Annotated in this window: 25 protein-coding genes and 3 pseudogenes; 7 read left to right on the top strand and 21 right to left on the bottom strand. The window is 64.7% G+C overall.

The features are described 5' to 3' along the window. Nucleotides 1-103 precede the first annotated feature (103 nt). The 3 genes and pseudogenes from ACVWYQ_RS27715 (at nt 104) to ACVWYQ_RS27705 (ending at nt 2,731) form a co-directional block, all read left to right on the top strand. Complete coding sequence (locus tag ACVWYQ_RS27715; protein ID WP_271545740.1) at nt 104-691, top strand: GNAT family N-acetyltransferase; 588 nt, start codon at nt 104-106, stop codon at nt 689-691. 147 nt (nt 692-838) lie between these two features. After that, nucleotides 839-1,228 carry a RidA family protein gene (locus ACVWYQ_RS27710; protein ID WP_271546501.1) on the top strand — a complete coding sequence of 130 codons (390 nt, stop codon included), beginning with the start codon at nt 839-841 and terminating at the stop codon, nt 1,226-1,228. 58 nt (nt 1,229-1,286) lie between these two features. After that, nucleotides 1,287-2,731, top strand: a pseudogene (locus tag ACVWYQ_RS27705) (homospermidine synthase). Nucleotides 2,732-2,863: 132 nt separating this feature from the next. On the opposite strand, the gene ACVWYQ_RS27700 reads toward ACVWYQ_RS27705, so the two are convergent. From ACVWYQ_RS27700 to ACVWYQ_RS27650, 11 genes and pseudogenes are all read right to left on the bottom strand, one after another. Next, nucleotides 2,864-3,196 (bottom strand): hypothetical protein, encoded by a 333-nt coding sequence (locus tag ACVWYQ_RS27700; RefSeq protein ID WP_198399690.1) that lies wholly within the window; start codon nt 3,194-3,196, stop codon nt 2,864-2,866. 100 nt (nt 3,197-3,296) lie between these two features. Continuing rightward, a pseudogene (locus ACVWYQ_RS27695) lies at nt 3,297-4,014 on the bottom strand (MgtC/SapB family protein). A 30-nt stretch (nt 4,015-4,044) separates the two neighbouring features. Next, the gene (locus ACVWYQ_RS27690) at nt 4,045-5,064 is read right to left on the bottom strand and encodes a WD40 repeat domain-containing protein (protein ID WP_271546503.1); all 1,020 of its coding nucleotides are present in this window, start codon (nt 5,062-5,064) and stop codon (nt 4,045-4,047) included. Beyond that, on the bottom strand, nt 5,064-6,113 hold the full coding sequence (locus tag ACVWYQ_RS27685; RefSeq protein WP_036036600.1) for a CobW family GTP-binding protein: 1,050 nt from the start codon (nt 6,111-6,113) through the stop codon (nt 5,064-5,066). The genes ACVWYQ_RS27690 and ACVWYQ_RS27685 overlap by 1 nt, the downstream gene beginning before the upstream one ends. Nucleotides 6,114-6,169: 56 nt before the next feature. After that, nucleotides 6,170-7,033, bottom strand: coding sequence for a metal ABC transporter solute-binding protein, Zn/Mn family (locus ACVWYQ_RS27680; RefSeq protein WP_456727212.1), 864 nt, complete (start codon nt 7,031-7,033; stop codon nt 6,170-6,172). Nucleotides 7,034-7,035: 2 nt separating this feature from the next. Next, on the bottom strand, nt 7,036-7,905 hold the full coding sequence (locus ACVWYQ_RS27675; protein WP_271545744.1) for a metal ABC transporter permease: 870 nt from the start codon (nt 7,903-7,905) through the stop codon (nt 7,036-7,038). Between the two features lie 6 nt (nt 7,906-7,911). Continuing rightward, entirely contained in the window at nt 7,912-8,667 is a 756-nt protein-coding gene (locus ACVWYQ_RS27670) for a metal ABC transporter ATP-binding protein (protein ID WP_157282923.1), read from the bottom strand. A 2-nt stretch (nt 8,668-8,669) separates the two neighbouring features. Next, the gene (locus ACVWYQ_RS27665) at nt 8,670-8,912 is read right to left on the bottom strand and encodes a hypothetical protein (RefSeq protein ID WP_157282926.1); all 243 of its coding nucleotides are present in this window, start codon (nt 8,910-8,912) and stop codon (nt 8,670-8,672) included. 55 nt (nt 8,913-8,967) lie between these two features. Continuing rightward, nucleotides 8,968-9,468, bottom strand: a complete 501-nt coding sequence (locus ACVWYQ_RS27660; RefSeq protein ID WP_271545748.1) for a hypothetical protein — start codon at nt 9,466-9,468, stop codon at nt 8,968-8,970. Next, a complete protein-coding gene (locus ACVWYQ_RS27655; protein ID WP_271545750.1) occupies nt 9,465-10,076 on the bottom strand; it encodes a permease in 612 nt (203 codons plus the stop codon). Before ACVWYQ_RS27655 ends, ACVWYQ_RS27660 begins: the two co-directional genes overlap by 4 nt. A gap of 236 nt (nt 10,077-10,312) precedes the next feature. Beyond that, complete coding sequence (locus ACVWYQ_RS27650; RefSeq protein ID WP_027573470.1) at nt 10,313-10,909, bottom strand: superoxide dismutase; 597 nt, start codon at nt 10,907-10,909, stop codon at nt 10,313-10,315. Between the two features lie 244 nt (nt 10,910-11,153). Between ACVWYQ_RS27650 and ACVWYQ_RS27645 the strand changes: the two are divergent. The 3 genes and pseudogenes from ACVWYQ_RS27645 to ACVWYQ_RS27635 all read left to right on the top strand — a co-directional run bounded on the left by ACVWYQ_RS27645 (nt 11,154) and on the right by ACVWYQ_RS27635 (nt 13,691). After that, nucleotides 11,154-11,679, top strand: a pseudogene (locus ACVWYQ_RS27645) (GNAT family N-acetyltransferase). 82 nt (nt 11,680-11,761) lie between these two features. Beyond that, nucleotides 11,762-13,147 carry an MATE family efflux transporter gene (locus tag ACVWYQ_RS27640; protein WP_271545754.1) on the top strand — a complete coding sequence of 462 codons (1,386 nt, stop codon included), beginning with the start codon at nt 11,762-11,764 and terminating at the stop codon, nt 13,145-13,147. A 109-nt stretch (nt 13,148-13,256) separates the two neighbouring features. Further along, entirely contained in the window at nt 13,257-13,691 is a 435-nt protein-coding gene (locus ACVWYQ_RS27635) for a DUF2147 domain-containing protein (RefSeq protein ID WP_157282941.1), read from the top strand. Here ACVWYQ_RS27635 and ACVWYQ_RS27630 read toward each other — a convergent pair. The 10 genes from ACVWYQ_RS27630 to ACVWYQ_RS27585 form a co-directional block, all read right to left on the bottom strand. After that, entirely contained in the window at nt 13,688-14,839 is a 1,152-nt protein-coding gene (locus tag ACVWYQ_RS27630; protein ID WP_456726572.1) for a DUF3095 domain-containing protein, read from the bottom strand. The genes ACVWYQ_RS27635 and ACVWYQ_RS27630 overlap by 4 nt on opposite strands. 341 nt (nt 14,840-15,180) lie before the next feature. Further along, nucleotides 15,181-15,390 carry a hypothetical protein gene (locus tag ACVWYQ_RS27625; protein ID WP_456726571.1) on the bottom strand — a complete coding sequence of 70 codons (210 nt, stop codon included), beginning with the start codon at nt 15,388-15,390 and terminating at the stop codon, nt 15,181-15,183. 126 nt (nt 15,391-15,516) lie between these two features. Beyond that, nucleotides 15,517-16,239 (bottom strand): SDR family NAD(P)-dependent oxidoreductase, encoded by a 723-nt coding sequence (locus tag ACVWYQ_RS27620; RefSeq protein ID WP_157282950.1) that lies wholly within the window; start codon nt 16,237-16,239, stop codon nt 15,517-15,519. Next, nucleotides 16,232-17,614, bottom strand: a complete 1,383-nt coding sequence (locus ACVWYQ_RS27615; protein WP_404545776.1) for a class I adenylate-forming enzyme family protein — start codon at nt 17,612-17,614, stop codon at nt 16,232-16,234. Before ACVWYQ_RS27615 ends, ACVWYQ_RS27620 begins: the two co-directional genes overlap by 8 nt. Then, nucleotides 17,601-17,846 (bottom strand): acyl carrier protein, encoded by a 246-nt coding sequence (locus tag ACVWYQ_RS27610; protein WP_015688794.1) that lies wholly within the window; start codon nt 17,844-17,846, stop codon nt 17,601-17,603. The genes ACVWYQ_RS27615 and ACVWYQ_RS27610 overlap by 14 nt, the downstream gene beginning before the upstream one ends. 143 nt (nt 17,847-17,989) lie before the next feature. Beyond that, a complete protein-coding gene (locus ACVWYQ_RS27605; protein ID WP_404545773.1) occupies nt 17,990-19,795 on the bottom strand; it encodes a long-chain-acyl-CoA synthetase in 1,806 nt (601 codons plus the stop codon). Between the two features lie 210 nt (nt 19,796-20,005). Next, entirely contained in the window at nt 20,006-20,281 is a 276-nt protein-coding gene (locus tag ACVWYQ_RS27600) for a DUF3551 domain-containing protein (RefSeq protein ID WP_271545764.1), read from the bottom strand. Between the two features lie 177 nt (nt 20,282-20,458). Beyond that, nucleotides 20,459-22,336, bottom strand: coding sequence for a molecular chaperone HtpG (gene htpG, locus ACVWYQ_RS27595; protein WP_456726570.1), 1,878 nt, complete (start codon nt 22,334-22,336; stop codon nt 20,459-20,461). A gap of 108 nt (nt 22,337-22,444) precedes the next feature. Further along, nucleotides 22,445-22,867 (bottom strand): hypothetical protein, encoded by a 423-nt coding sequence (locus tag ACVWYQ_RS27590; RefSeq protein WP_404545770.1) that lies wholly within the window; start codon nt 22,865-22,867, stop codon nt 22,445-22,447. Between the two features lie 310 nt (nt 22,868-23,177). After that, nucleotides 23,178-24,125, bottom strand: coding sequence for an MBL fold metallo-hydrolase (locus ACVWYQ_RS27585; protein WP_275498098.1), 948 nt, complete (start codon nt 24,123-24,125; stop codon nt 23,178-23,180). Between the two features lie 202 nt (nt 24,126-24,327). Here ACVWYQ_RS27585 and ACVWYQ_RS27580 point away from each other — a divergent pair, with 202 nt between their 5' ends. After that, a complete protein-coding gene (locus ACVWYQ_RS27580; protein ID WP_404545769.1) occupies nt 24,328-25,275 on the top strand; it encodes a LysR family transcriptional regulator in 948 nt (315 codons plus the stop codon). Nucleotides 25,276-25,359 lie beyond the last annotated feature (84 nt).

Genomic DNA, 25,359 nt, shown 5'->3' with positions numbered 1-25,359 from the left:
CCGGGAGCCGGTCCGCCGGCTCCTCATCCAACATCTCGATTTCTGACGACGTCTTGGACAGGCGTGCTGTGCGCACGCCGCTTCAAGCGGGGACTGACGTGCCATGACTGCTCATCGGAAGCCGCAAATTGCCCTCACCTCGAAAGCCGCTCCGTTCGTGATCCGTGCGGAACGTGCTGGAGACGTCGCGACGCGTGAGGCGCTGCTCGATGCCTGCTTTGGCGAGAACCGCCATGGCCGCACCTGCCAGCGCCTGCGCGACGGACGCGCGCCCGCCGCAGGCCTTGCCCTGTCGGCGATGCGCGAGGGCAAGCTCGTGGGAACCGTGCGGCTGTGGCATGTCAGCGCCGGAGGCAGGCCCGCTCTGGTCCTCGGACCGCTGGCGGTCGACCCTGCCTGCCGCGAGCTCGGGATCGGCGCCGCGCTGATGCATCAAGCGCTGGCTGCCGCCCGGGCGCGCGGGCATCACGCCGTGATCCTGCTCGGCGATGCCCCCTATTACGCCCGCTTCGGCTTCACAGCCGAGAAGACCGCCGGGCTGTCGCTGCCCGGCCCGTTCGAGCGCAACCGCCTGCTGGCGATCGAGTTCACTGATGGCGCGCTCGATGGCGCCGCCGGGATGATTGTCCCGACCGGCGCGGCCCTGCCCAAACGGAGGTCGGTTCGCGCGCCTGAGGCGCACGCGGCCTGAGGGATCGCTGGGGTAGGTACAACCGCAGCCGCATCGAGCCAGCAACGCCCTGCCGCGCCTGCGCGAGGCCCGTTCCTTTGGGGTTGCGCAGGCGCCGGAAACGCCCTTTAACCCCGCGAAACACCCCTTCAGTCGAGGCCCATGACCATGTCCCGTCGCCTGATCTCCACCGGCTCCCCGCTCGAGAAGACTGTCGGCTACAGCCGTGCCGTGATCGACGGCGAGTTCGCCTTCGTCGCGGGAACCACCGGCTATGACTACACCACGATGACGATGCCATCAGATGTCACGAGCCAGTCACGCAACTGCTTCAAGACCATCGCAGCCGCCCTGCAGGAGGGCGGATTCGAGATGGCCGATATCGTCCGTGCGACCTATTACGTGACCGACGCCAGCTATATCGATGCCCACTTCGCCGTCTGCGGCGAGGTCCTCGGCGACATCAGGCCGGCGGCGACGTTGCTGGTCGTCTCTGCCCTCGCCAGGCCCGAGATGAAGGTCGAGATCGAAGTCACCGCCAAGCGCCGCAGCATCTGACAAGCGCCGCAGCGCCTGATCCATCCTCACTGCCAGCACGTTCCGGAGAATCCATCCCATGAGCCCTCCCTCGCAGATCTACGCGAAGATCACCGGACCCATCGTCATGGTCGGCTTCGGCTCCATCGGCAAAGGCACGCTGCCCCTGATCGAGCGGCATCTCGACTACGACAAGTCGCGCATCACCGTGCTCGATCCCAAGGACGAGGGCCGCAAGGCGCTTTGTGAGAAGCACAATGTCCGCTTCATCCAGAAGGGCCTGACCAAGGACAATTACCGCGAGGTGCTGACCCCCGCTGCTCACCGAGGGCGGCGGCCAGGGCTTTTGCGTCAATCTGTCAGTCGATACCGGCTCGACCGACATCATGGAGCTCTGCAACGAGCTCGGCGCGCTCTACATCGACACCGTCAACGAGCCCTGGCTCGGTTTTTATTTCGATTCCTCGAAGGGTCCGGAAGCGCGCTCAAACTATGCGTTGCGCGAAACGACGCTGGCCGCCAAAAAGGCCCGTCCCGCCGGCTCGACCACGGCCGTGTCCTGCTGCGGCGCCAATCCCGGCATGGTCTCCTTCTTCGTCAAGCAGGCGCTGCTCAATGTCGCCGCCGATCTGAAGCTCAATGCACCCCGGCCGAAGACCAAGGGCGAATGGGCGGATTTGATGCGGCAGGCCGGCATCAAGGGCATCCACATCGCCGAGCGCGACACCCAGCGCTCGAAGAAGCCGAAGGAGCCTGACGTCTTCGTCAACACCTGGTCGGTGGAAGGCTTCCTGTCCGAAGGCATGCAACCATCCGAGCTCGGCTGGGGCACCCACGAGAAATGGATGCCCGAGAATGCGCACACCCATGAAGCCGGCTGCGGCGCCGCCATCTACCTGATGCAGCCCGGCGCCAACACGCGCGTGCGCACCTGGTGCCCGACCCGCGGAGCCCAGTACGGCTTCCTGGTCACCCATAACGAGTCGATCTCGATCGCCGATTACTTCACCGTGCGCGATGCGTCGGGCAAGGCGATCTACCGGCCGACCTGCCACTATGCCTACCATCCGGCCGACGATGCCGTGCTGTCGCTGCATGAAATGTTCGGCCGCGCCGGGAAGATGCAGGAGAAGCACCACATCCTCGACGAGAACGAGATCGTCGACGGCATCGACGAGCTCGGCGTGCTGCTGTTCGGCCATGACAAGAACGCCTATTGGTTCGGCTCGCAGCTGTCGATCGAAGAGACCCGCGAGCTCGCGCCCTACCAGAACGCCACCGGCCTGCAGGTGACCTCCGCCGTGCTCGGCGGCAATGGTCTGGGCGCTGGAGAACCCGAACGAAGGCATCGTCGAGGCCGACGAAATGGATTTCGAGCGCCTGCTCGAAATTCAGCTGCCCTATCTCGGTCCGGTGAAGGGCTTTTATACTGAGTGGACGCCGCTGACGGATCGTCCGGGACTGTTCCCGGAGGATATCGACAGCAGCGATCCCTGGCAGTTCCGGAATATACTGGTGCGGTGAGGCGGGGCTCTCTCCGCCCGTCATTCCGGGGCGACGCGTGGCGTCGAGCCCGGAATCCATCGGGCGGCAGACTCTGCGGGTAAATGGATTCCGGGTTCGCGCTTCGCGCGCCCCGGAATGACCGGAAAAAAACTACTTCTTCTCCATGGGCGGCGCGATCTTCTCGGCCGGCGCTGGCGGCAGCGCTGGCCTGGTCGCCGCGCCCTGAGTCTGCGGATCCGGCCGTGCCGGCTCGGGGGCCGGCGTCGTCGGGCGATCACCGCCGGGCTTCGCCTCCGCGGGCACCTTGCTCTGTTCGTCGGACGGGGTGCCCTGGAGCGGGGGCGTCGCCTGCGCCAGCTGCATGCGGCTTTCGGCGCGGATTTGCGCCAGGGACATCACCGACACCGCAACGCCTGCTGCGAACAGTGCACCAGCGATTGCCAGGTTGAGCTTCAGTGTGCGCTTGTCATCTCGGCCGGGCATGTCGATCACCGCCTTTGTTCGCGGGATCAACGAAACTGGGGCGCGCCGGTTCCGGAACCGAAAACGCGCGGAACCCACCGGCACGCGCCAAAACGCCGCGCTACTCGGTCGTGCTGACTTCCCAGGTTGCATGCCGCACGCCCCGGCAGATGCTGCAGATCGGTCACGACGGCGTTCAGCTCGTTCGGGTCGACCGCGGTCGCAACCAGCTTGGCGGCGATCTCGAGAATATCCTCGCTGATCTCGGCGACTTCGATATCGGCCACGGCATATTTCGCCGCTTCGAGCTTGTCGACGAGGCGGTCGCGCATGTCGGGCAAGGCGTCGGCCGCAACCGCGAGCTTGAAATAGTAGGTCGCCTCCAGCGCCTTCTCGTTCAGCGGGATGCGGTTGATGGCGTTGACCAGCGGGCGCAGCATGGTGTTGCCGGCGATGACGAACACGGTCAGTGCGGCCGCCTGTGCGATCATGTCGGCGCCGGCACAGGAGCCGACCGCGGCCGAGGCCCACAGGGTCGCCGCGGTGTTGAGCCCGCGCACGTCCATGTCCTGCTTCATGATGACGCCGGCCCCCAGGAAGCCGATGCCGGAGACGACATAGGCGATCACCCGGACCGCGCCGTCGGCGCCGTCCAGCTGCATGGCGAGATCGACGAAGGCAGCAGCGCCCACCGCGACCAGCACGTTGGTGCGCAGGCCGGCGGTGCGCTGGCGGTATTGCCGTTCGGCGCCGATGAGCGTGCCCAGCACGAAAGCCGTGATCAGGCTGACCAGGGTGTCGCCAAAGTCGGCAAGCTGGAAGGTCGTCAGAAATCGCATGGTTCCCTATACGGCGGGAACCATGACAGATTAAAGCTCGAGCAGACCGCCGTCCCCATTTTCGTCGGCAAAAGCCAGCAGCGTGCCCTTCGCATTCCAGCCGATCGCGGCCACGGGCGGCGTGCCGTTGCGGCGGACCAGGATCTCCGCGCCATCCTCCAGCCGGACCATCAGCACCGTACCATCGCTGTAACCGGCGGCGAGAATGTCGTTCTTGGGATGACAGGCGACCGCGGAGACGCGCGCCTGCAGCGGCGCGAGCATCGCGGGCTCCTTGCCCATCGGACCGTCCTTGCTGCCGAACGGCCAGATGATCACCGTGTCGGCGCCCGAGGTCGCCAGCCCCTTGCCGCCGGCGCTCCACGACATCGAGCGGACGCGGCCCGGATAGCCGGTCATGCGCATGTGTCTGTTGTCGGCGAGCCGCCAGCCGTGCAGCGCCGGCTCGTGCATCGCGGTGACCAGGAATTTGTTGTCGGGGCTGAAGGTGACCGCGTGATGCGAGCCGGCCCAGGGCAGGAATTCGGCCGATCCCGCCATGTTCGGAAACCACAGCGTCACGCCGTTGTAATGCGCGATAGCGAGCCGCAGGCCCTTCGGCGCGAAGGCAAGGCCGCCGACGGTCGAGGGCACGTCGATCGACTTCTCCTCGGCCTTGCCGCTCTTGACGGTCGCGGTCTTGCCGGCCGACCAGGCGAAGGCGCCGTCGGCGTGCAGCGCCACCGCGTCGATCCAGCGCCGCTTGGGATCGGTGGCGAGCAGCGTCACCTCGCCCTTGGCATCGAGCGAGACGACCTTGCCGTCGTCGCCGCCCATGACGAGGCGCTTGCCGTCGGAGGCGGTCGAGAGAATGCCGCCGCTATGCACGGCAACCGTGGTGATCTCGCAATTGGCATCGACGAATGCGACGTTCTCCTCGCCGCCGACGAAGGCGGCGCGATCCTTCAGGAAATGCACCGAGGTCACTGCCATGCCGAGCGCAATCGGCTTGACGCGGTCGGTGACGGAAACGATCGAAGCGGACTCGGGCGCGGGCGTAAACTCTTTCATCACGAGACGATGCAGCTCTCGAAACCCTTGCGGATCGCCTCTTCGGGCAATTCGCGGCCGATGAAGACGAGGCGGCTCTCGCGCGGCTCGCCCTCCTTCCACTTCCGCTGGTGGTTGCCCTCCAGCATCATATGGACGCCCTGGAAGACGTAGCGGTCGTCGTCGTCGTGGAAGGCGAGGATGCCCTTGGAGCGCAGGATCTTGCCGCCCTCGACCTGCACCAGGTTCTGCAGCCAGGGCATGAACACGTTGGGATCGAGCGGCTTGTCGGTCTTGAGCGAGAGCGACTGCATCTCCTCGTCGTGATAGTGCTTCAGGCCGTGACCGTGATCATGGTGATGGTGATCGTGGCCGTGATGATGGTGATGATCATGATCGTGGTCATGATCGTCGGCCTCCAGGAAATCAGGCTCGATGTCGAGGATGCGGTCGAGATCGAACGCGCCGCGGTCGAGCACGTCGGCCAGCGCCACCGCGCAGCGCTCGGTGCGATGCAGCTTCGCATACGGATTGATGCCGCGGATACGGGCCTCGACCTCGGCGAGCTCGCCCTTGTTGACGAGGTCGGTCTTGTTCAGAACGATGACGTCGGCAAAGGCGATCTGGTTCTTGGCCTCGGGTGCATCCTTCAACCGGTCGGACAGCCATTTGGCGTCGGCGACCGTCACGACCGCATCGAGCCGGGCGTTTTTCTGCACATCCTCGTCGACGAAGAAGGTCTGCGCGACCGGCGCGGGATCAGCGAGGCCAGTGGTCTCGACGATGATGGCGTCGAACTTGCCCTTGCGCTTCATCAGGCCGTCCATGATGCGGACGAGGTCGCCCCGTACGGTGCAGCAGATGCAGCCGTTGTTCATCTCGAACACTTCCTCGTCGGCGCCGATGATGAGGTCGTTGTCGATGCCGATCTCGCCGAATTCGTTGACGATGACGGCGTATTTCTTGCCGTGGTTCTCCGACAGGATGCGGTTGAGGAGCGTGGTCTTGCCGGCGCCGAGATAGCCGGTCAGCACGGTCACGGGAATCTTTTGGGAGGTCGCGTCAGACATAACAACTCCGGACTTCAAGGCTTTTTCGCGCGACGCGAGGCGGGGTGGCCCCTGCCCTAATGGTCAAGCGCGCTGGTCAGGGCCTTTATATTGTGCCTGACCATGTCAATGTAAGTGGGTGCAGGGCCCTTTTCGCCGGTCAAACCGTCCGAAACCAGGGTCCCGCCGACCTTGGCGCCGGTCTCGGCGGCGATCCGCCGGATCAGGCGATCGTCGCTGATATTTTCAAGGAACACGGCGGGGATTTTCTGGGCCTTGATCTGGCCGATGATGGCGGCGATATCTCGCGCGCTCGGCTCGGTCTCCGTGGAGACGCCCCGGGGGGCGATGAACCGGATACCGTACTCGGCGGAAAAATAGCCGAAGGCGTCATGGGTGGAGATGACCTTGCGCCGCTCCGGCGGGATTTTTGCGACGGCGTCGCGGACCTCGCGGTCCAGTGTTTCGAGCTTTTCCAGATAGGCCTTGACCTGGCCGCGGAAGAACTCCGCGTCGTCAGGAGCGGCCGCGGCGAGCGCGCTTGCAATGTCGGTGACGTAGATCCTGGCGTTCGGGATGGACTGCCAGGCGTGGGGATCAGCGGCCGCACCCATTTTTAGCGGCGTGATGCCGGCGCTTGCAGTCACGACCTTCGCCTTGCTGCCGGAGGATTGCACGAGGCGCGGCAGCCAGCCCTCCAGCCCGAGCCCGTTGACAATGACGAGCTTCGCCGCCGCGACCCGCTTGGCATCGCTAGGGGTCGGCGCATAGACGTGGACATCGCCGTCGGGCCCGACCAGCGTCGTCAGGTTGATGCGGTCACCACCGACATTGCGGACGAAATCGCCGAGGATCGAGAAGCTCGCGACGACGTTGAGCCGCTCCGCGGCCTGCAGCGGCGAGGCGATCAGCAACAGTGCAAAGACCAGGATGATCCGCATCGTCATGCTTCCAGATGCCGGCCGGGAAACAGCTGCCGGACGATGCCGCCGACGCGGCCGAACAGGATGGAGACGATGTAGAGCACCGTCGCCACCAGTATGATCGCAGGGCCCGAGGGCACGCGGGTCTGGAATGAGAGCACGAGGCCGGCATAGCCGGAGACCGCAGCAGCAATGACGGCGATGCAGATCATCGCGGTGAGATCGCGCGACCAGAACCTTGCGATGCCCGCAGGCAGGATCATCAGTCCTACCGCCAGCAGCGTGCCCAGCGCCTGAAAGCCGTTGACGAGGTTGATGACGACCAGCGCGAGGAAGGCGAGATGGGCCGGGCCCCCGGCCCGGCTCACCGTGCGCAGGAACAGGGGATCGACGCTCTCGATCACCAGCGGGCGGTAGATCACCGCGAGCACCAGCAGCGTCACCGTGGCGTTGAAGGCGACCACGAGCAGGGTCTGATCGTCCATTGCGAGGATGTTGCCGAACAGCACGTGCAGGAGATCGATGTTGGTGCCCTTGATCGAGACGATGGTGACGCCGAGCGCAAGCGAAGCGAGATAGAAGGTGGCGAGCGAGGCGTCCTCCTTCAGCCCGGTCGAGCGTGCGACGACGCCAGCGAGGATCGCGACGGCAAAGCCGGCGATCAGGCCGCCAGCGGTCATCGCGAACAGATTGAGGCCGGAGAGCAGGAAACCGATTGCGGCGCCGGGCAGGATCGCATGTGCCATGGCGTCGCCGACAAGGCTCATCCGCCGCAGCATCAGGAACACGCCGATCGGCGCCCCCGCCAGCGCCAACGCGATCACCGCGGCGAGCGCGCGCCGCATGAACTCGAATTCGGTGAACGGACCGATCAGCGCGTCATAGAGCATCGGATATCAGGCCGCCCGCGAGCTGATATCATCGGCCGCGCAGGCCGCCGCGCTGTCGTCGAAGGCCTCGCACATCCGCATCGCGACCAGCAGATTTTCCGGCGTCAGCACCTCCGCCGTCGGGCCCCACGCGACGGGGCCGCGCGCCAGCACCAGCGTTTCGGTGAAATGATTGCGCACCATCTCCATGTCGTGCAGTGCGGCGAGCACGGTGCGACCCTCGCCATGCCAGCGCCTCACCAGCGCGAGCAGATCGGCGGTGGTCTTGCTGTCGATGGCGTTGAAGGGCTCGTCGAGTACGATCAGGCTGGCATCCTGGAGCAGCACACGGGCGAACAGCACGCGCTGCATCTGACCGCCGGAGAGCGTGCCGATCGGGCGGTTCTCGAAACCGCTGAGGCCAACGGCTCCGATTGCCCGGAGAATCTTGTCGCGCGCGGCCTTGCCGATGCCGCCGAACAAGCCTGTGCCGCGCCACAGCCCGGTGCCGACGAAATCGAGCACCGAGATCGGGAAGCTGCGATCGATCTCCGCGCTCTGCGGCAGATAGGCGATGTCGCGGGCATCGAGCCCGCCGAGATGGATCGTCCCGTCGAGCGGCCTCAGGATGCCGACGATGCCGCGCAGCAGCGTCGACTTGCCGGCCCCGTTCGGGCCGATCACCGCGACCAGCGCGCCCGGCGCGACCTCGCCGCTGAGATGATGCACGGCGGGGTGCCGGTCATAGCCGAGCGTGACGTTGTGAAAGTGCAACGCGGCCATCGTCACCTCATCGCCAGCAAGACGATGCCCCACAGCACGGCACAGACGGCGAGCGCGGCCGCGAGGCGGCCCGCCATGGTCATGCGCAGGATCGACCAGGGCGCGGCCTGGGCCGGATGCGGCGAGGCCGCATCGTGGACATGGGCGTGGGCGTGATCGTGCCCGTGCGAATGTCCATGGCCGTGACCATGGGAATGGCCATGAGCATGGTCGTGCTGGTGGGCGTGAGACGCGGCGGGAGCCATTTGCGGACGTTATATTATAACATTACGACTGTCCACGGCGGGCTGCCATTCCGCTTCACGGCTTGCCGATCACCATGGCGATAGCGGCCGCCACGAACGGGAACGGCACCGACACGGCGCAGCGGAACCAGACGAAACGGGCCGGCATGAACGGGATCTCCCACAGGATCACCCGCTGGAAGGCGAACAGCGCCCAGGCGACGACGTAGGCGACCACCTGCGGCACGCCGCCGCCCGACTTCAGCGCCACCGCGCCAATGGAAAAGCCGACCACGGGGCCGCCGGGCGTGGCGGCGCCGGCGACCACAGCGGTGGCAACCCCGAGCCAGCCGCTATCCGGGCCGAGCCAGCTGGTGATCACCTCCTGCGGGATGATGGCGGCGATGTAGCCGGAGCCGATCACGCCAAGCGCGATCCGCGGCACGATGTTGACGAAATCCATCGTACCTTCGCGCAAGGAGGCCACGAGCACCGGGCGCCCACGACGAAAGGCGATCAGTCCGACGCCGAGCACCGAACCCCACAGCAGGACGTCGATCAGAAGCGCTGCGCTCAACTCTCGTCGTCCTTCGCGAGCGGCTTCGGATAGAGCCTGACATAGACGAAGCGGCCGAGGGCGCCGGCGAGCACTGGCAGCGGCAGCGAGATCACGATCCGCCACAGCGTGAAATCGGTGCCCATGATCGGGATTTCCCAGGCGACCGCCCGGCCATAGCCGATCAGCGTCCAGCTCACGACCATGGCGATGGTGGCGCCGAAATCGGCGCCGACCGCGAGCAGCGCACTAGCCACCGGGTAGGCCGTGAAGGGACCGCCGGGCAGAATTGCGCCGAAGGCGGTGCCGATCAGCAGGCCCATCAGGCCGGATTTCGGCCCGAGCGAGCGCGAGACCTTCTCGTGCGGCAGGATTTCCGAGATGAAGGCCCCTAACAGGCAGCCGGCGAGCACGCGCGGCAGGATGCCGGAGAACAACGAGAGATCGTGGGTGAGGATGTCCAGAACGCCGTCAGTGCCGTCCCGCCGCCAGACCAGTGCTGCACTCACCGCCACCAGAGCTGCGATGATGATGGTCGACCAGCCGATCGGCTTGCGGACCCGGCCCGGCCGCGGCTCGGATTCCGCGTCGCCGCCAGGCGCCGGATTGTTCGGGGAAGGTTCTGACAACGGGCTAGAGTCGCTCGAAGGTGATGCCCGTCCTGATTAAGGGCGCCGCCGGTGGGATGCAAACGGTGTGACGACAGACCCATGCGCGCGCCGCGCAGGGCAATTCCGCACAGCAAAAAGGCGGTCGCGCCTGCGACCGCCTTTGTTTCTGTCATTCCGGGGCGGCGAAGCCGAACCCGGAATCTCGAGATCCCGGGTTCGATGCTACGCATCGCCCCGGGATGACGGAGCAGGGCTCACGCCTTCTCGAATAGGGACTCCACGTATTCCCAGTTCACGAGGTTCTCGACGAACGCCTTGAGATAATCGGGACGGCGGTTGCGATAGTCGATGTAGTAGGAGTGCTCCCAGACGTCGCAGCCGAGGATCGGGGTGGCGCCGTGCACCAGCGGATTCTCGCCGTTCGGGGTCTTGGAGATCTCGAGCTTGCCATTCTTGACCTGGAGCCAGCACCAGCCGGAGCCGAACTGGCCGACGCCGGCTGCCTGGAAGTCCGTCTTGAACTTCTCGAAGCCGCCGAGGTCCTCGTTGATCTTCTTCTCGAGCTTGCCCGGCAGCTTGGTGCCGCCGCCATTGGGCTTCATCCAGCTCCAGAAGTGGATGTGGTTGTAGTGCTGGCCGGCATTGTTGAACACCGCGGGATTCTTGCCGAACGAGCCCTTGACGATCTCCTCAAGGGACTTGCCTTCCCATTCGGTCCCCTTGAGCGCGTTGTTGCCGTTGGTGACGTAGGCCTGATGATGCTTGTCGTGGTGATATTCCAGCGTCTCCTTCGACATGTACTGGCCGAGGGCGTCATAGGCGTAAGGGAGTGGGGGCAGCGTAAAGGTCATGGCTTCTTGTCCGCAACTGGTGGGGAACGAGTTCTAACGGTCACCCCTTATAGAAGGTTCCGCGGCCATTAAATACCTCAGAATTTGCGAAAAGGCGTGACTTGGCGCGTCCTGCTTGAATGCACAAATTCGTCGCAACCGGCCGCCGTGATCAGACCTGCGGTTCGCTGTAAAATATCATTGCCTTTGAGGCGCTTAAGACAGAACAAACGCGCCACGAAGCGGAGCTGTGGAGGACGAGGCCATGAGCATCGAGATCGACATATTGAACGGCGACGCCTCGTGGCCGATCGCCGAGCCGCTACTTCAGGCGGTCTGGGGACCGCAATTCGTCGCAGGCAAGCCCTGGGCTCGTGTCAAATGGGCCAATGCCGATCTCCGCGTGCTGGTCGAGACGCCCGAGGATGGTCTCGTGTGCCATGTCGGCATCTACTTCCGCACCATCACCTGGAATGGACAGAAGGTTCATATCGGCGGCATCGGCGGCGTCTCCACGCGCGAGGATCAGCGCGGCCGTGGCTATGCGACCATGGCGATCGACGCGGCGGTGCATACCATGCGCGCCAACGAGGCGGTTCGGTTCGCCCTACTGTTCTGCGAGCCGCACAATTTCGCGTTCTACGAGGCCCGGAGCTGGCTGCCGTTCAAAGGCGAGGTCTATTGCGAACAGCCGGAAGGGCGGATCCGGTTCACCTACATGGCGCCCTATGTCTTCCACATCGTGCGCGCCGACGCTGGGCACCATCGACCTATGCGGCCTGCCATGGTGAGCCCTGCGTGAGCCAGGGCTGCGCCGGCCGGCTCATTCTCTTATAATATGTCGGTCATCATTTAATTTTCCGCCCGGTGGACATGACGATCGACGCCCCAGCAGATGCCGTCCCGCCGGTTGCGCCGGTCGCCTCCCCCATCGCCAGCCTCCTGACCGCGCCGATCCTGCCGACGCTGCTGCGGCTCGCGATCCCCAACATGATCGCGATGGTCGGGAGCACGCTGGTTGCGGTAGCCGAGACCTCCTATATCGGCCGGCTCGGCACCATCCCCCTTGCTGCGATCGCGCTGGTGTTTCCGTTCGCGATGCTGACGCAGATGATGAGCGCCGGCGCGATGGGCGGCGGCGTCTCCTCTGCGATCAGCCGCGCGCTCGGCGCAGGGGATCGCGACCGCGCCGCGACGCTGGCGCTGCATGCCGCCATCATCGGCCTTTGCGGCGGGCTGTTCTTCACGGTGATGATGCTCGCCTTCGGCCGCTCCTTCTTCTCGCTGCTCGGCGGACGCGAGCGCGTGCTCGAAGAGGCCAGCGGCTATTCGCAGGTGCTGTTCTCCGGCGCGGTCGCGATCTGGCTCGTCAACACGCTGGCCTCGGTGATCCGCGGTACCGGCGACATGCGCCTGCCTTCGATGATTCTGATCGGGGCGAGCGTGCTGCAGATCGTGCTCGGCGGCACGCTGGGGCTCGGCCTGTTCGGCGTGCCGCAATTCGGCATGCCGGGCGTGGCGAGCGGCCAGCTGATCGCGTTCAGCTGCGCGGCACTGTTCTTCCTCTGGTATCTGATGTCAGGCCGCAGCCGGCTGCCGCTCAATCTCCGCGCCTTCCATTTCGAGCGCGCGATGTTCCTGGACATTCTCAAAGTGGGCGCGGTGGCCTGCCTGTCGCCGCTCCAGACCGTGCTCACCATTCTGATCTTCACGAAGATCCTCGCGACCTTCGGCACCGAGATGCTGGCCGGCTACGGCATCGGCTCGCGGCTGGAATTTCTGCTGATCCCAATCACCTTCGCCTTCGGCATCGCCTCGGTGCCGATGGTCGGCATGGCGATCGGCGCCGGGCATGTGAAGCGAGCGCGGCGTGTCGCCTGGACCGCGGCTGCGGCCTCAGGACTCACGGTGGGCCTGATCGGGCTCGTCGTTGCGCTCGCTCCGTCGCTGTGGGTCGGGCTCTTCACCCGCGATCCCGGCGTCACCGCCGCCGCGCACAGCTATTTCCACTGGGCAGGTCCGGCCTTCGTATTCTTCGGCATGGGCGTGTCGCTTTACTTCTCCTCGCAAGGCGCCGCACGCGTCGGCGGTCCCGTGCTCGCCTCCACGGCACGGCTTCTGATCGTCGCGATCGGCGGTATCGGACTGATGACCGCGCAGGCTCCGGCCTGGACCCTGTTCGCGCTGGTCGGCGGCGCCATGGTCGTGTTCGGGCTCTCGACCGCCGCCTCGGTCGCCTTCGCGCGCTGGGGCAAATGATCGCAGATAAATAGGCGCAGGCAGGTAAGCTCAGAAATGTGATTCCCTCGGACGTTGCGCGCGCTCGATTTGCTGCTATGGAGGCGCCTCCATTCCAGGGCTCCTCTCCATGACATTCAGATTCGCCGCTCTCACCGTCATTCTGGCTGCGTTGATCGGTGCGCCTTCCGCCTATGCGCAGAGCGCCGAAGGGACCTGGCTCACCCAGGCGGGCGATGCGCGCGTCAAGATCAGCAAATGCGGCGGCGGCATCTGCGGCCACATCGTCTGGCTGCGCGAACCCATGGACAGCGCGACCGGCCAGCCCGCCACAGACAGCAAGAATCCCAATCCCGCGCTGGCCAGGCGTCCGATGATCGGCCTGCCATTGTTCAGCGGCATGGAGCCGGCAGGACCGAACAAATGGTCGGGCCAGATCTACAATGCCGACGACGGCAGCACCTATGCGAGCAACGTCAGCCTGACCGGCGCGGACGCGCTACGGGTCGAAGGCTGCGTCGGCGCGCTCTGCGGCGGTGAGACCTGGACGCGCGCGGGGCGCTAACCCGCTGCCATCATCGCCTTCAACGCCGTCGCCGCCGAGGCATAGCCGCCGCGCGCGCCGTCGATGAAATGGACGTGATCGCTGCGCAGCGCCGACGGCGCGAAGCAGGTCATCATCGCAGCGTCCTGCTGGTAGAGGCCGTAGCGCACGATGCCCTCGCGCGCGGCGGCTTTGAGACGATCGTTCAAGGCGCGCTCGAGCTGCGGCGTGCAGTCCAGGATCATGCGCAGGCCGTCGTCGTATTTACGGAAGTCCGAGTTCTCGACCACTTGGCGCTTGTAGAGGCTGGGCACGAAACCGCCGATCTTGATATCGAAGCGCATGATGAGATAGGCGAACAGCGTATAGGCCAGTACGCTGGCTCTGCGCGCGAGCAGCGGACCGCCGCGCCTGGTGCGGGCCTCGAATTCCACGCCCTGCGGCGGCCATTTCAGCGGGGGCCCCTGCGGCGGCACCGGCCGGCCGCCCTCCGGGCTTCGCTCGACGAGATGAATGATGTCCTCGATCACCTTGCGGAAGGCCTGCGGATCGACGCCACGCGCCGGCATCACCAGCACCGACAGGATCAGGCCGCGCGCCGCCGGCATCACCTCGAAACGACACGACAGGCCCGAAAGGTCCGGCTGCGTGCCGGCAGGCGCCTCCTCGACGGCAAACTCGCCGCACTTCATCGCGGCGTCGGCCCAGGCGAGCCCGCCGCCCGAAAACATCGCATAGGACAGGTTGGCCGACGGCCCGAACCGGGCGACGCGCACATCGAGGCCGTGTGTGCGAATGACGCTGACCGGCACCAAGGCGACGCGCAGGGTCAGATCGAGGTCTTCGCGCACCCAGGTCGCGGTCGCAGCCAGCGCCTGGCGGGCAAGTTCGACATCGTCAGGCGCCACCGCGAAACTGGCTCCGTCGCCGCCGAACACGAAGGGGAATTCCCGCCCCTCCAGCGCATTGGTCACCGCCGCGATCACGGCGGCACCCGCCATGTTCACGGCCTTGTAGCGCTGCGCCGCGATCGCCTTGGTCGAATCGACGATATCGGCAACACCGATGCTCCAGTCGTCCGGCAGCGGCGCATAGAGCGCAGGATCCATCAGGCTGGTGAAGCCTCGGAAGACGGGAATGCCGCCATAGAAGGACTCGCCTGAGCTCATCGGGATTGCCGGACGGTTGGAATACGAAACAAAATACGTGGCAGGATCGATCCGGGTTCGCTGGCTCGCGCCCCCTTTCGATCATTGGCCGAAAGTGGCCCGGACAACAAGATGCGGCCGCCTTGCAATGCCCCGGCGCGATCACTGATCGGCGTCAAACGACCACGGGGGAGAGCGGCTATCGTCGCGCGGCCCCAAGGGGTTGCATGGGAAAATCGAGGTGTCCGACTTCAACAGCAAGGACTCTGCCATGCGCGAGCGCCGCATCCGCCGCCTCACCGAAGAACCGCCGGAATCTTCACACGAGCGGATTGACCTGCCGAAGCAGCGGCCGTGAGCGGCTAGTGCAGCTTCTCGTCCTGACGCTTGCGCAGCTGGGATGCAGGGACGTCGTGGCAGCCGATCAGGCGCACGAATTGCTGCGGATACGCCTCGTGGCCGTGATCGCCGGAATTCTGATGCGACATCGGCGGGCAGCGGACCTCATCCGACTTCGCACGCACCGGCTCTTTCAGGACCCGGCTTGAAGCGGTCATGTTTGAAGTGGCCATCGACTGCTCCCCGTCGTTTAGGGCAGATCGATTGACGTAAACCAATCGATTGCGGGGCATCTTACGACCAAATCCGGCTAGCTGTCATTGCGCGTGGTCAACGCAATTGTGGCAGTCGGGTTCCGCTTAGGCGGTATTGCCCGCGTCGATGGTGAACACGGTCCCGGTGACGTTGCGGCCGCCTTCGCCCAAAAGGTATTCCACCATGCGCGCGACGTCGTCCGTCTCCGGCAGCCGGCGCAACGCGCTGCGGCCCGCAATGCGCTTGCGGCCTTCCTCGGAGAGATTGTGGGTGAGCTCGGTGTCGATGAAGCCTGGCGCGATCGCGTTCACGGTGATGCCGAGCTTGCCGACCTCACGGGCCAGCGAGCGGGTGAAGCCGGTCGCGGCGGCCTTGGTCGCGCCATAGACGGACAGGCCGTTATAGCCTGTCGTCGCGATGATCGAGGAGATGTTGATGATGCGCCCCGCGCCGTCGGCCATCATTTGCCGGGCCACATATTTGGTGAGGATGATCGGCGACAGCACGTTGAGCTGCACCAGCGCCTCGATCTCGGAATTGTGCATGGTGGCCAGCAGGCCTTCGGTGCCGAGACCGGCATTGTTGACGAGGCCGTAGATCGGACCGAATTCGTCGCGCACGAGCTTTGCGAAGGCCGGGATTGCATCGATCACGGCAAGATCGCAGGCGCGGAAATGCAGGCGCCCGTCGGCGGCAGCGATGGCCGCCTTGAGCTCGTCGCTTTCGCGCCGCGCTGCCGCGATCACGTTGAAGCCGGCAGCAACCAGACGCTTGCCGATTGCAAGCCCGATGCCGCGGCTGCCGCCGGTGACGAGAACGTTATGCATCGGTGCGTGCCAGTTTTCCGGCCGGGGTGACGTCGAGCGCCTCGACGAAGCGGAGCACCGCCGGCACCTTGTGGGATGCGAGCTGGGCACGGCACAGATCCAGGATCTGGTCGCGGATATCTTTTGCGCGCGCCGGATCGGTGCCCTCAGCGAGGATCACGTCCGCGACGACGATGCCGCCGGTGATCGGGCTCTTGCGCGACTTCGCGCGCGACATCCGCACGTCGGGATGGCGGTTGATCACGGCCTCGATCTCCTCGGGGTGGACCTTCAGTCCGCCGATGTTGATGATGCCGCCACGACGACCGACGAAATAATAGCGATCGCCGCGCAGCTCGACGATGTCGCCGCTATCGACAAAGCCGTCGTCGTCGGTGAGCGACGCCGCATTGCGGCCGATATAGGCATGGGCCGTGCGCGTTGAGCGGATGCGCAGCGAGCCGTCGACTACCTTCATCTCGACGCCGTCGCGGTTGCCGAGATAGTCGGCCGGAAAGCCTTCCAGCCCGTCATTGACGGCGAAACCGACGCCGGCCTCGGTCGAGGCATAGGCATGGCCGACGGACGCGTGGGGGAATGCCGCCTTCAGGCCGTCGAGCACGGCCTGGTCGGCGATCTCGCCGGAGAGGCGGACGTAAGCCGGGGCGAATTGCGCGGCCGAGCCGCTCATCAGGAGCTTGCGCCAGTGCGAGGGCGTGCCGGAGATATGCGAGACACCGCGCGCCTTCAGCCGCGCGACGTGATCGGCGAGCGCCTCATGGGGATCGGACAGCACCAACGAGCCGCCGGAGAGGATGGCACGGAGAAAGATTTGCAGGCCGCCATAGCGGCGGATGTCGTAGAACGTTGCCCAGACCGGTGCAGGTCCGCGCGACGGGCCTTCGGCGACGATCGCACCGGTCAAGGCTTCCAGCGTATGGCCGGCGATCTTTGGCACGCCCGAGGTGCCCGAAGTCAACATCAGCCATTCGGTGCCCCGCTCGGTCTTGGCAGGCGCCGCGGCTTGCGGCGGCAAGTGCGCGGTGACGACCAGCGGCACGCCGGACGCCGCCCAGCAATCGGGCTCGTCGGTGACGACGGCATCGATCCCCGCATCCGCGATCAAGGCGTCGAGATGCGCCGGATTGAGGTCGGGCGGACACAACAGCATGCGGCGGGCGATGCCGTCGAGCTCGATCATGGCTAGGCCGGATCGGAGCTGGTCCGACAGCTTGAGCAGCACGGCGCGGCCGGACAGGTCGTGCAGCCGGCCGCCCAAGACCGTCTGCGACAGGATGTCGGTCAGCGACACGACATCATGTGCATCGGAGATCGCGCGGCCTTTCAGCTCCGCGCCAAGATGGTCGCGAAGTGCAAAGATCTCACGCGGGGACATTTTCGTAGGCCCGCACGAAATCGCCCACCGTGGCGGGGAACGCTGCGTCCTCGGAAATGGTGAAGGGATCGACGCCGGTCTCGTCCTCGAGGCGGGCGACGAGGATGGCGAAGGCGAGCGAGTCAAAGCCCGTCTCATGCAGGGACAGATCGTCCGAGAGGGCGGGAAGCGTGACGTGCTGCTCCTTGGCGATCTGCTGGATCGCTTCAATGACCTTTGACCTTACCGACATGGTTGGCTCGCTTTGTTATCGATCTCGTTGTTGCGGCGGCTCTTGCTGACCGCCTCCCCATCGCGGTCTGTTTACCCGACAGAAGTAAATGGCTTCTTGGACAATTCAGATAAAATTGGACCTAACTCTCGATTTTGGTTGCCCTACAGCCTGATCGTACCGCCCGAGATGGCCGCATACGTCTCCGCGTCCAGCGCAACGTACGCGCCCGATGTCGGGTCGAGCATGAACAGCGGATCGGAGACCGCAGCCGGATCAAACCCTTCGCGGGCGAGCTCGCCCTTCTTCTGCTTGAAGGTCTCGGTGGCGTCGAGCTCGCGCGAGATGCGGATGAAGAGCGGGCGGGCGTAGACCGGCAGGCGCTGCGCGAGATGGGCGGGCAGCGCGGCGATGTCAAAGCCCTCGTTCACGACGATCGCGCTCATGCCGGCCCGGCCGTCGGCGCCGGGAATGCTGACGCCATAGGTAGTGGCATCGACGACGCCGGTGAAATCGCGCACGGCATCGTTCACCTCCGAGGTCGCGACATTCTCGCCCTTCCAGCGGAACGTGTCGCCGATACGGTCGACGAAATGGAAGAATCCCTTGTCGTCCATCCGCATCAGATCGCCGGTGCGGAACCAGGCATCGCCCTTGACGAAGACATCACGCAAGACTTTTTTCTCGGTCTCACCGGCATCGGTGTAGCCCTCGAAGCGCCCACCGCCCTCGTCCGCGGTGCCGATGCGGCCGATGGCTTCGCCGGCCTCGCCGCGGCTGCAGGCGATGCAGAAGCCCTCTTCATTGCGCAGCGGCGCGCCGCTATCGGGGTCAAGCTTGACGAGACTTGCAGGAAAGCGGTGCGCGAGCAGCGCCGGGACGCGGCCGATCGCACCCGGCTGGCCCTCGACGTTGAACAGCGAGAAATTGCCTTCGGTCGCAGCGTAGAATTCGAGGATGCGTGGAATGGCGAAACGCGCCTGGAAATCCTCCCAGATATCGCCGCGCAGACCGTTGCCGCAAGCGAGCCGCAGGCGGTGCCGGTTCTCGTATTCCGAGGGCGCGGCCTTGAGCAGATAGCGGCAGAGCTCGCCGATATATTGAAACAGCGTGCAGTCGTGCCGGACGATGTCGGACCAGAAATGCGAGGCCGAGAATTTCTCGGCGATCACCACCGAGCCGCCGGCGGCCAGCATGCTGCACGGCGCGACGATGCCGCCGACCGAATGGAACAGCGGCAGACAATCGTAGAGTCGATCCTGCGGCGTCGCGCCGGTGAGGCCGGCGAACCAAAAGCCCCAATTGAGGATGCGGCGGTGGCTGATGCTGGCGGCTTTCGGCAGGCCAGTGGTGCCGGAGGTGTAGATCAGCAGCGCACGGTCGTCGATGGTGACCTGGCCATGCTCCTCCGGCGATAGCGGGCCGTCATCGAGAACGGCAAGCGCGACGTCGATCGCACGTTCGCTGCGGCTATCGCCATGCGTCCAGACTTTTGCCCCCGTCTTCAGATGCGGAGCCGCGCTGTCCAGCATTCCCGTCAGCACATGCGCAACGATGACATGCATCGGCTTCGCGACATCAAGGCAGTGCGCGAGCGATTGCCCGACGAGCTTGGTGTTGATCAGTGCGACCACACCGCCGACGCGACTGATGCCGAGCCAGGCCGCGACATAGTCGATGCCGTTCGGCATGATCAGCGCAACGGTATCGCCCTTGGACAGGCCGACCGAGCGCGCCCAGCGGGCGTAGCGATTGATTCTCTTCGAGAGGCCTGCGTAATCGAGGCTTGCCTCGTCCGCCACCAGAGCGACGCGGTTCGGCTGGCGTTGCGCCCAATCGTCGACGACGTCGGCGAACAGACGGCCCGGCAGCGTTTCGATCCGCGCCGTGAGCTCGATCGCCCTCAACCAGATCTTGGAAGCCGACGGTGCGCGCGCGGCTTTCGGCTGCTCGATGACGCCGGTGGTCATATTGCTTACTCTTTCGGGCGGTCTGCGGTGTCCGACAGCTTAGCCCGAGCGCCCTGACCCAGGCGTTAAGAGACAAGGTAAACTCGGTTAGGGCGCGGTTAACTGTCAACAGCCCGCAACCAAGATCGCACCCGCCGGCAGCGTACTGGCGGGTGTGATCAGGTCGAAAGAGTGATGAATGCAGACGTCGCGGCTTTGGTCCCGCTCGGCTCAGTGCACCTTCTTGGGACGTCGGCGGGGCGGCGGCGATTCGTTGAAGGCGTAATAGGGATTGAGGTCGCAGGTCGCGGCAAGGCCCGAGGCCGTGGCGCGGCACTGCTCCAGCGAGGTAAACGAGCAGTCGTAATAGTCACTTCCTCCGCCACCAGGGCCACCGACGTAGCGGTGCATGCAGACGGGATAGGCCGGATCGTATCGCTGCGCGCTGGCATCCGCCGCGCCCAGCAGCGTGGAGATCGCGGTAAGAGTGAGGAATGACAAGCGCATGGGGAAATCCTCGAATTGGTGACGTCGCATCATATGACACAACATCTCGCCGTCCGCGACTGTTCCTAAGACCTGATGACGTCAAGGTGAGCGAGACGCGCAGCGCCGGAAGCGATGCGCGCCGAGCGACCTGACGACCTAGGTCAAGCGCGGTCGAAATGATGCTGCGAGGCAGCGTTAGCCGCCGAGCCCCTGCAGCACCAGCCGGTTCAGCCGCGCCGCGAACGCTGCCGGGTCTTCCGGCAATTCGCCGTCCAGGATCTGCGCCTGCTCGAGCAGGAGCAGGCTGATATCGTCGACGACTGTCGAAGCGGCCTGCGCCTTGGTGACCGCGGTGACCAGCGGATGGCGCAAATTGATCTCGAGGATCGGCTTGGTCTTCATGCCGCGGTTCTGCTGCGACAAGATGCGCTCGAGCTCGCGGCTCGGGCCCTGGCTGTCGGCGACGAGGCAGGAGGCCGAGCTGGTCAGGCGCGTCGAGACCTTGACGTCGCTGACGCGCTCGCCCAGCGCGGCCTTGATCACCGCGATGGTGGCTGCTTCGTCCGCAGCCGGCTCGTCCTTCTTCGCCTCGTCCTTATCGTCGATACGCGGAATCAAATCGAGATTGAGATCGCCCTGGCTCAGCGACTTCAGCGGCTTGCCTTCGAAATCCGAGGGCATCGAGGTCCAGAACGCGTCGACGGGATCCGACAGCAGCAGCACCTCGATGCCGCGCGCGGTCGCAGCTTCCAGCCGCGGATTGGACTTCAGCCGCTCGATGCTGTCGCCGACGAGATAATAGATCTCGGTCTGGTTCGGCTTGAAATCGGCGATGACCTGCTTCAGCGACCGCTTCTCGCCCGACGTGGTGGTGAAGCGCGACAGCGACAGCAGCTTTTCGCGACGCTCGAAATCCTCGTAGATGCCTTCCTTCAGTACCGCGCCGAAGGCGTCCCAGATCTTGGCAAAATTCTCCGGGTCCTTGTCGGCGAGGCTTTCGAGCTCGGACACCACCCGCGTCGCCACCGCCTTGCGGATCTGCGCCAGCTGCGGATTGTTCTGGAGCATCTCGCGCGAGATGTTGAGTGGAAGATCCTCGCTGTCGACCACGCCGCGGACGAAGCGCAGGTACCCCGGCAAGAGGTCGGCATCGTCGGTGATGAAGACGCGCCGCACGTAGAGCTTCACGCGGCCCTTGCGGTTCGGCTCGAACAGGTCGAACGGCTTGGTCGAGGGCGCGAACAGCAGCACCGCGTAGGAGTAACGTCCTTCCGCGCGGTAGTGCAGCGTCATCGCGGGATCGTCGAAGGCAGAGGCGATCTGCTGATAGGCCTTCTTGTAATCGTCAGCCGTCAGCTCCGACTTGGAGCGCTGCCACAACGCGCTCGCCGAGTTAATCTGGCGCGGCTCGCCTTCTTCAGGCACCAGCTCGATCGGAAACAGGATGTTGTCGGAATAGGCGGTGACGATACGCTCGATCTCGTAGGTCTCGAGATATTTCTTGGAATCGTCCTTCAGGTGCAGGACGATCTCGGTGCCGCGCGTCAGGCGCGCCGCTTCCTCGTCGCTGGCACGGGCGATCTCGAAGCCGGAGCCGCCGGAGGACGTCCAGGTCCAGACATCGCTCTCGCCGGCGCGGCGGCTGATCACGACGATCTTCTCGGCGACCATGAAGGCGGAATAGAAACCGACACCGAACTGGCCGATCAGGCCGAGCCCGTCCTTGGCCTCTTTCAGCTTGGACACGAACGCCTTGGTGCCGGAGCGGGCGATGGTGCCGAGATGGTCGATCAGCTCCTGCCGCTCCATGCCGATGCCGTTGTCGGCGATCGTGAGCGTCTTGGCCGTCTTGTTCGGGGTGATGCGGATCTTGAGTGCGCCGCCTTCGCCTAGCAGGGCGGGACTGGCGATGGCCTCGTAGCGCAGCTTGTCGCAGGCATCGGAGGCGTTGGAAATGAGCTCGCGGAGGAAGATGTCGGTTTCCGAATAGACGGAGTGCACCATCAGGTGCAGCAGTTCGGAAACTTCGGCCTGGAAAGGCTGCGTATGCACAGCCGTATCTGACGTCGTCATGCGCTTACCCGGTCAAACAAAAGGGAGGGAACCCGGATATAGCGCGAGGCAATGGCGGATCAAGAGGATGTGAAGCCTGGGTCTGCCAGCCACCCCTGGCGGGGTGGGTCAGGTCACGCAGCGGCCGGGCTGGAGGAGCCTTGCGACCTCGGTCAGCGAGCTGACCATCGGCTCACAGGCGATCGTCGGCTTGTTGCGAGGCTTCTTCTGGTTCTGGAGCAGCACCGGCGTCTTGGCATTGCCGGTCTCGATGACCGCGGGAACCCGCAGCAGAACCGACGTATCCGCGAGGTCATTCAGCCGCATCGAGACCGTGCGGGTGGGAACAGCTGCCGGCTTGATCTCGGCGAGCCGGTCTGCCTTGGCGGTGCGGTTGACGTCGTGGCCCACAGCGACGCTGGAACTGTGGCTGGGGAGGTCGGCGACCGCCTGCCAGCGGTCTGCGAGATCGTGCCCGGAGGCCAGCTGCACGGCACCGAGGGTGGCAACGACCGCAATTGCGCTCAAAAAAACCTTTTGAATCTGTGACATGGCTGCCGATCCCTCGCCCCATGGCGGGCACGGGAACAACGCCGCCGCAGGATCGGGGGTTCTCAACAGCAACGATCACTTAACCGTGTGCGGAAAATGCCGCAGACCGGCAAAATAATTCGCGAGCCCTGGAACGACTTTCGCGCGCAGGAGTCATCTCAGCAGCCGGCTATTCCCCCCTGCCCCATAAGCCGGCGACGTAGGGCGCGACTGTGGTGATGCCAGTCGCGCCTTACTTTTTTCTGCAGGACATCCGTCCCATGTGTCACCGCCCCCGCCGGGAGCAGCGGTTTCGCCCCTCCTTCGAAATTCAGTCGAACTGCCAATTCGCAGGAACCCAAGCGTAGCCGCCGTCGGTTCTCAGTATTCGGCCGAGACCGGGGAAGGGGTAATGGAATCCCAGGACGAGAAGCTTGTCCGCTGCCGCGCGGTCGAAAATACGGCGGCGCGACTGCAATGCGGCATCCTTGTCACGATCGGGGCCTGGTCGCCAATTTCGATCAACATTGACGACCGGATGATATGCGAGATCGGCGGTCAGCAAGAGCTGGCTTGACCCTGAATGAACGAGGAACGTCGCCATCCCGGGCGTATGCCCCTGCGCTGCCAGCGTGGTCAACCCAGGCACGATCTCCGTTCCGGCCTGATACAACACGGCGTCGGTCGCAATCGGTTCTACGCTGCGCTTGATGGCCTCACCGAATCGTCGGCGGAATTCCGCATTTACAGGCATGTATGAAAGGTCGGGCTCGCCGCGGACGAAGAAATTCCAATCGGCTTCGGGCAGATACACCGTTGCACGCGGGAATGATTTGCCGCCGTTGGCGTTTCGTAGATTACCGACATGGTCCGGATGCGTGTGCGAGACGACGACGACGTCGATATCCTCCGGCTTCAAGCCAACAGCCGCGAGGTTGCCAAACACTCGCCCACCGTTCGGTCCCATCGTCTGCGCTGCGCCAGCCTCGATGAGAACGCGACGGCCGCCCGTCTCGATCAGAAGCGTGTTGAGATTGAGCGTCATCACGTCCGTAGGGAGGAATGCGCGGATCAGTGCCTCCTGAAGCTCCATTTCCGGCGCATCGTTGGCGTAGATCCTGGGCGGGCCAGAAAGGAGCCCGTCGCTGAGCACGGTCGCCTGGATGTCCCCGACGCGAAATCGATAATATCCGGCATTGTTCGCCGCACTGCCCGGTGCTGCCGCCTTGGCGCCACCGCCGGTTGCCAGCACGGGGAGCGCCGCAGCAGCGGTCAGCATGATCTTGCGGCGGTTGATCGAGTAGGCGCTCAAGACAAACTCCTTCTGTCATTCGAATTGCCGAGCGCCGGAGACGCTACCGGGCGGCTGAGACGCCACGAACCTAGGGGATGCGACGAATTGCAGAAAGTGGCCCACCGCGATAAACGTTATTCACTAACTGGAAAACGTGCATCAGAAGTGACCCTTCGATGAGGAGCCCGTGGATCGTCCGTCAACCGATGACATCCTCTATCGCGTCGATCTCAACCTGTTGGTGATCTTGAAGACGCTGCTCGAAACGCGCAGCGTCACCAAGACTGCAGAACGAAGCCAAATGAGTCAGCCCGCCGTCAGCAGAGCATTGGCGAAGCTGCGCAAGGTCTTTGACGATGCGCTGCTCGTGAAAGCTGGAACGACAATGCGGCCCACAGTCCGCGGCGGCGAACTTCTCGAACCGATACAGAAGGCTCTGGCGGGCGTCAGCGACGTGCTCGCCAACCGGTCCGAGTTCGACCCGACCTCGAGTGAGCGCGTCTTTCGTATTGCCACGACGGATTACGGAGCGACGGTCATCCTTCCGCGACTTGCACATCTCATGACTTCCGAAGCGCCGAGGACAAGTCTTGAAATCACGCCCGTCGATGCGCAGACTTTCAGAAGCCTTGGAGAGGTGAACATCGACCTTGCGCTCTATAGCGATAACCCGCTCCCAACCAGTCTTCGTACCCGAGACCTTTTCCGGGAGCGCTTCGCATGCCTGGTACGCGCCGGCCATCCCGCCGTCAGGCGGTCCAAAGCAGGGCGGATGCGTCTGGACGACTACGTCGCATTCTCCCACATCCTCGTGACCGTGGTTGGGGGCAGAGCTGGTCCGGTCGATACCGCGCTCGCAACGCTTGGCCATATCAGGCACATCGCGGTGCGGTTACCCTATTTCGCCACGGCAGCTCTTGTGGCGTCAACCTCCGATCTCATTTTGACGATCCCACGCCGTGCCGCGCAAAATTTCTCAGGTGACCCGCGCCTTCGCCTGATCGAACCTCCCTTGGAGCTTCCCAATTTCGATTATCGGATGGTATGGCACGAGCGAACGCATTCGGAGCCGGGCCACGCCTGGCTCCGTCGACTCGTCTTGAAGGCCGTCCGGTCAAACACGCCTTTGTCTTGATCATTGGAAAACGGATGCCTGCGGCGCTGTCGGGATGCCTGTTCATCGGCAGGTGCATCCTTCCTGATCCAATGATCGGCCGTT

The organism is Bradyrhizobium sp. USDA 3397, assembly GCF_054060965.1.
This window is presented reverse-complemented; position numbering and strand designations above follow the sequence as displayed.

Excerpts from the sequence above, each read along its gene's own strand:
- ACVWYQ_RS27625 (WP_456726571.1), bottom strand. The coding sequence starts at position 15,390 with ATGGCCACTTCAAACATGACCGCTTCAAGCCGGGTCCTGAAAGAGCCG.
- ACVWYQ_RS27710 (WP_271546501.1), top strand. The coding sequence starts at position 839 with ATGTCCCGTCGCCTGATCTCCACCGGCTCCCCGCTCGAGAAGACTGTC.
- ACVWYQ_RS27590 (WP_404545770.1), bottom strand. The coding sequence starts at position 22,867 with ATGTCACAGATTCAAAAGGTTTTTTTGAGCGCAATTGCGGTCGTTGCC.
- ACVWYQ_RS27630 (WP_456726572.1), bottom strand. The coding sequence starts at position 14,839 with ATGAGCTCAGGCGAGTCCTTCTATGGCGGCATTCCCGTCTTCCGAGGC.
- ACVWYQ_RS27610 (WP_015688794.1), bottom strand. The coding sequence starts at position 17,846 with ATGTCGGTAAGGTCAAAGGTCATTGAAGCGATCCAGCAGATCGCCAAG.
- ACVWYQ_RS27700 (WP_198399690.1), bottom strand. The coding sequence starts at position 3,196 with ATGCCCGGCCGAGATGACAAGCGCACACTGAAGCTCAACCTGGCAATC.
- ACVWYQ_RS27690 (WP_271546503.1), bottom strand. The coding sequence starts at position 5,064 with ATGAAAGAGTTTACGCCCGCGCCCGAGTCCGCTTCGATCGTTTCCGTC.
- ACVWYQ_RS27605 (WP_404545773.1), bottom strand. The coding sequence starts at position 19,795 with ATGACCACCGGCGTCATCGAGCAGCCGAAAGCCGCGCGCGCACCGTCG.
- ACVWYQ_RS27650 (WP_027573470.1), bottom strand. The coding sequence starts at position 10,909 with ATGACCTTTACGCTGCCCCCACTCCCTTACGCCTATGACGCCCTCGGC.
- ACVWYQ_RS27665 (WP_157282926.1), bottom strand. The coding sequence starts at position 8,912 with ATGGCTCCCGCCGCGTCTCACGCCCACCAGCACGACCATGCTCATGGC.
- ACVWYQ_RS27715 (WP_271545740.1), top strand. The coding sequence starts at position 104 with ATGACTGCTCATCGGAAGCCGCAAATTGCCCTCACCTCGAAAGCCGCT.
- ACVWYQ_RS27600 (WP_271545764.1), bottom strand. The coding sequence starts at position 20,281 with ATGCGCTTGTCATTCCTCACTCTTACCGCGATCTCCACGCTGCTGGGC.
- ACVWYQ_RS27585 (WP_275498098.1), bottom strand. The coding sequence starts at position 24,125 with ATGCTGACCGCTGCTGCGGCGCTCCCCGTGCTGGCAACCGGCGGTGGC.
- htpG (WP_456726570.1), bottom strand. The coding sequence starts at position 22,336 with ATGACGACGTCAGATACGGCTGTGCATACGCAGCCTTTCCAGGCCGAA.
- ACVWYQ_RS27620 (WP_157282950.1), bottom strand. The coding sequence starts at position 16,239 with ATGCATAACGTTCTCGTCACCGGCGGCAGCCGCGGCATCGGGCTTGCA.
- ACVWYQ_RS27615 (WP_404545776.1), bottom strand. The coding sequence starts at position 17,614 with ATGTCCCCGCGTGAGATCTTTGCACTTCGCGACCATCTTGGCGCGGAG.
- ACVWYQ_RS27635 (WP_157282941.1), top strand. The coding sequence starts at position 13,257 with ATGACATTCAGATTCGCCGCTCTCACCGTCATTCTGGCTGCGTTGATC.
- ACVWYQ_RS27675 (WP_271545744.1), bottom strand. The coding sequence starts at position 7,905 with ATGCTCTATGACGCGCTGATCGGTCCGTTCACCGAATTCGAGTTCATG.
- ACVWYQ_RS27670 (WP_157282923.1), bottom strand. The coding sequence starts at position 8,667 with ATGGCCGCGTTGCACTTTCACAACGTCACGCTCGGCTATGACCGGCAC.
- ACVWYQ_RS27640 (WP_271545754.1), top strand. The coding sequence starts at position 11,762 with ATGACGATCGACGCCCCAGCAGATGCCGTCCCGCCGGTTGCGCCGGTC.
- ACVWYQ_RS27680 (WP_456727212.1), bottom strand. The coding sequence starts at position 7,033 with ATGCGGATCATCCTGGTCTTTGCACTGTTGCTGATCGCCTCGCCGCTG.
- ACVWYQ_RS27685 (WP_036036600.1), bottom strand. The coding sequence starts at position 6,113 with ATGTCTGACGCGACCTCCCAAAAGATTCCCGTGACCGTGCTGACCGGC.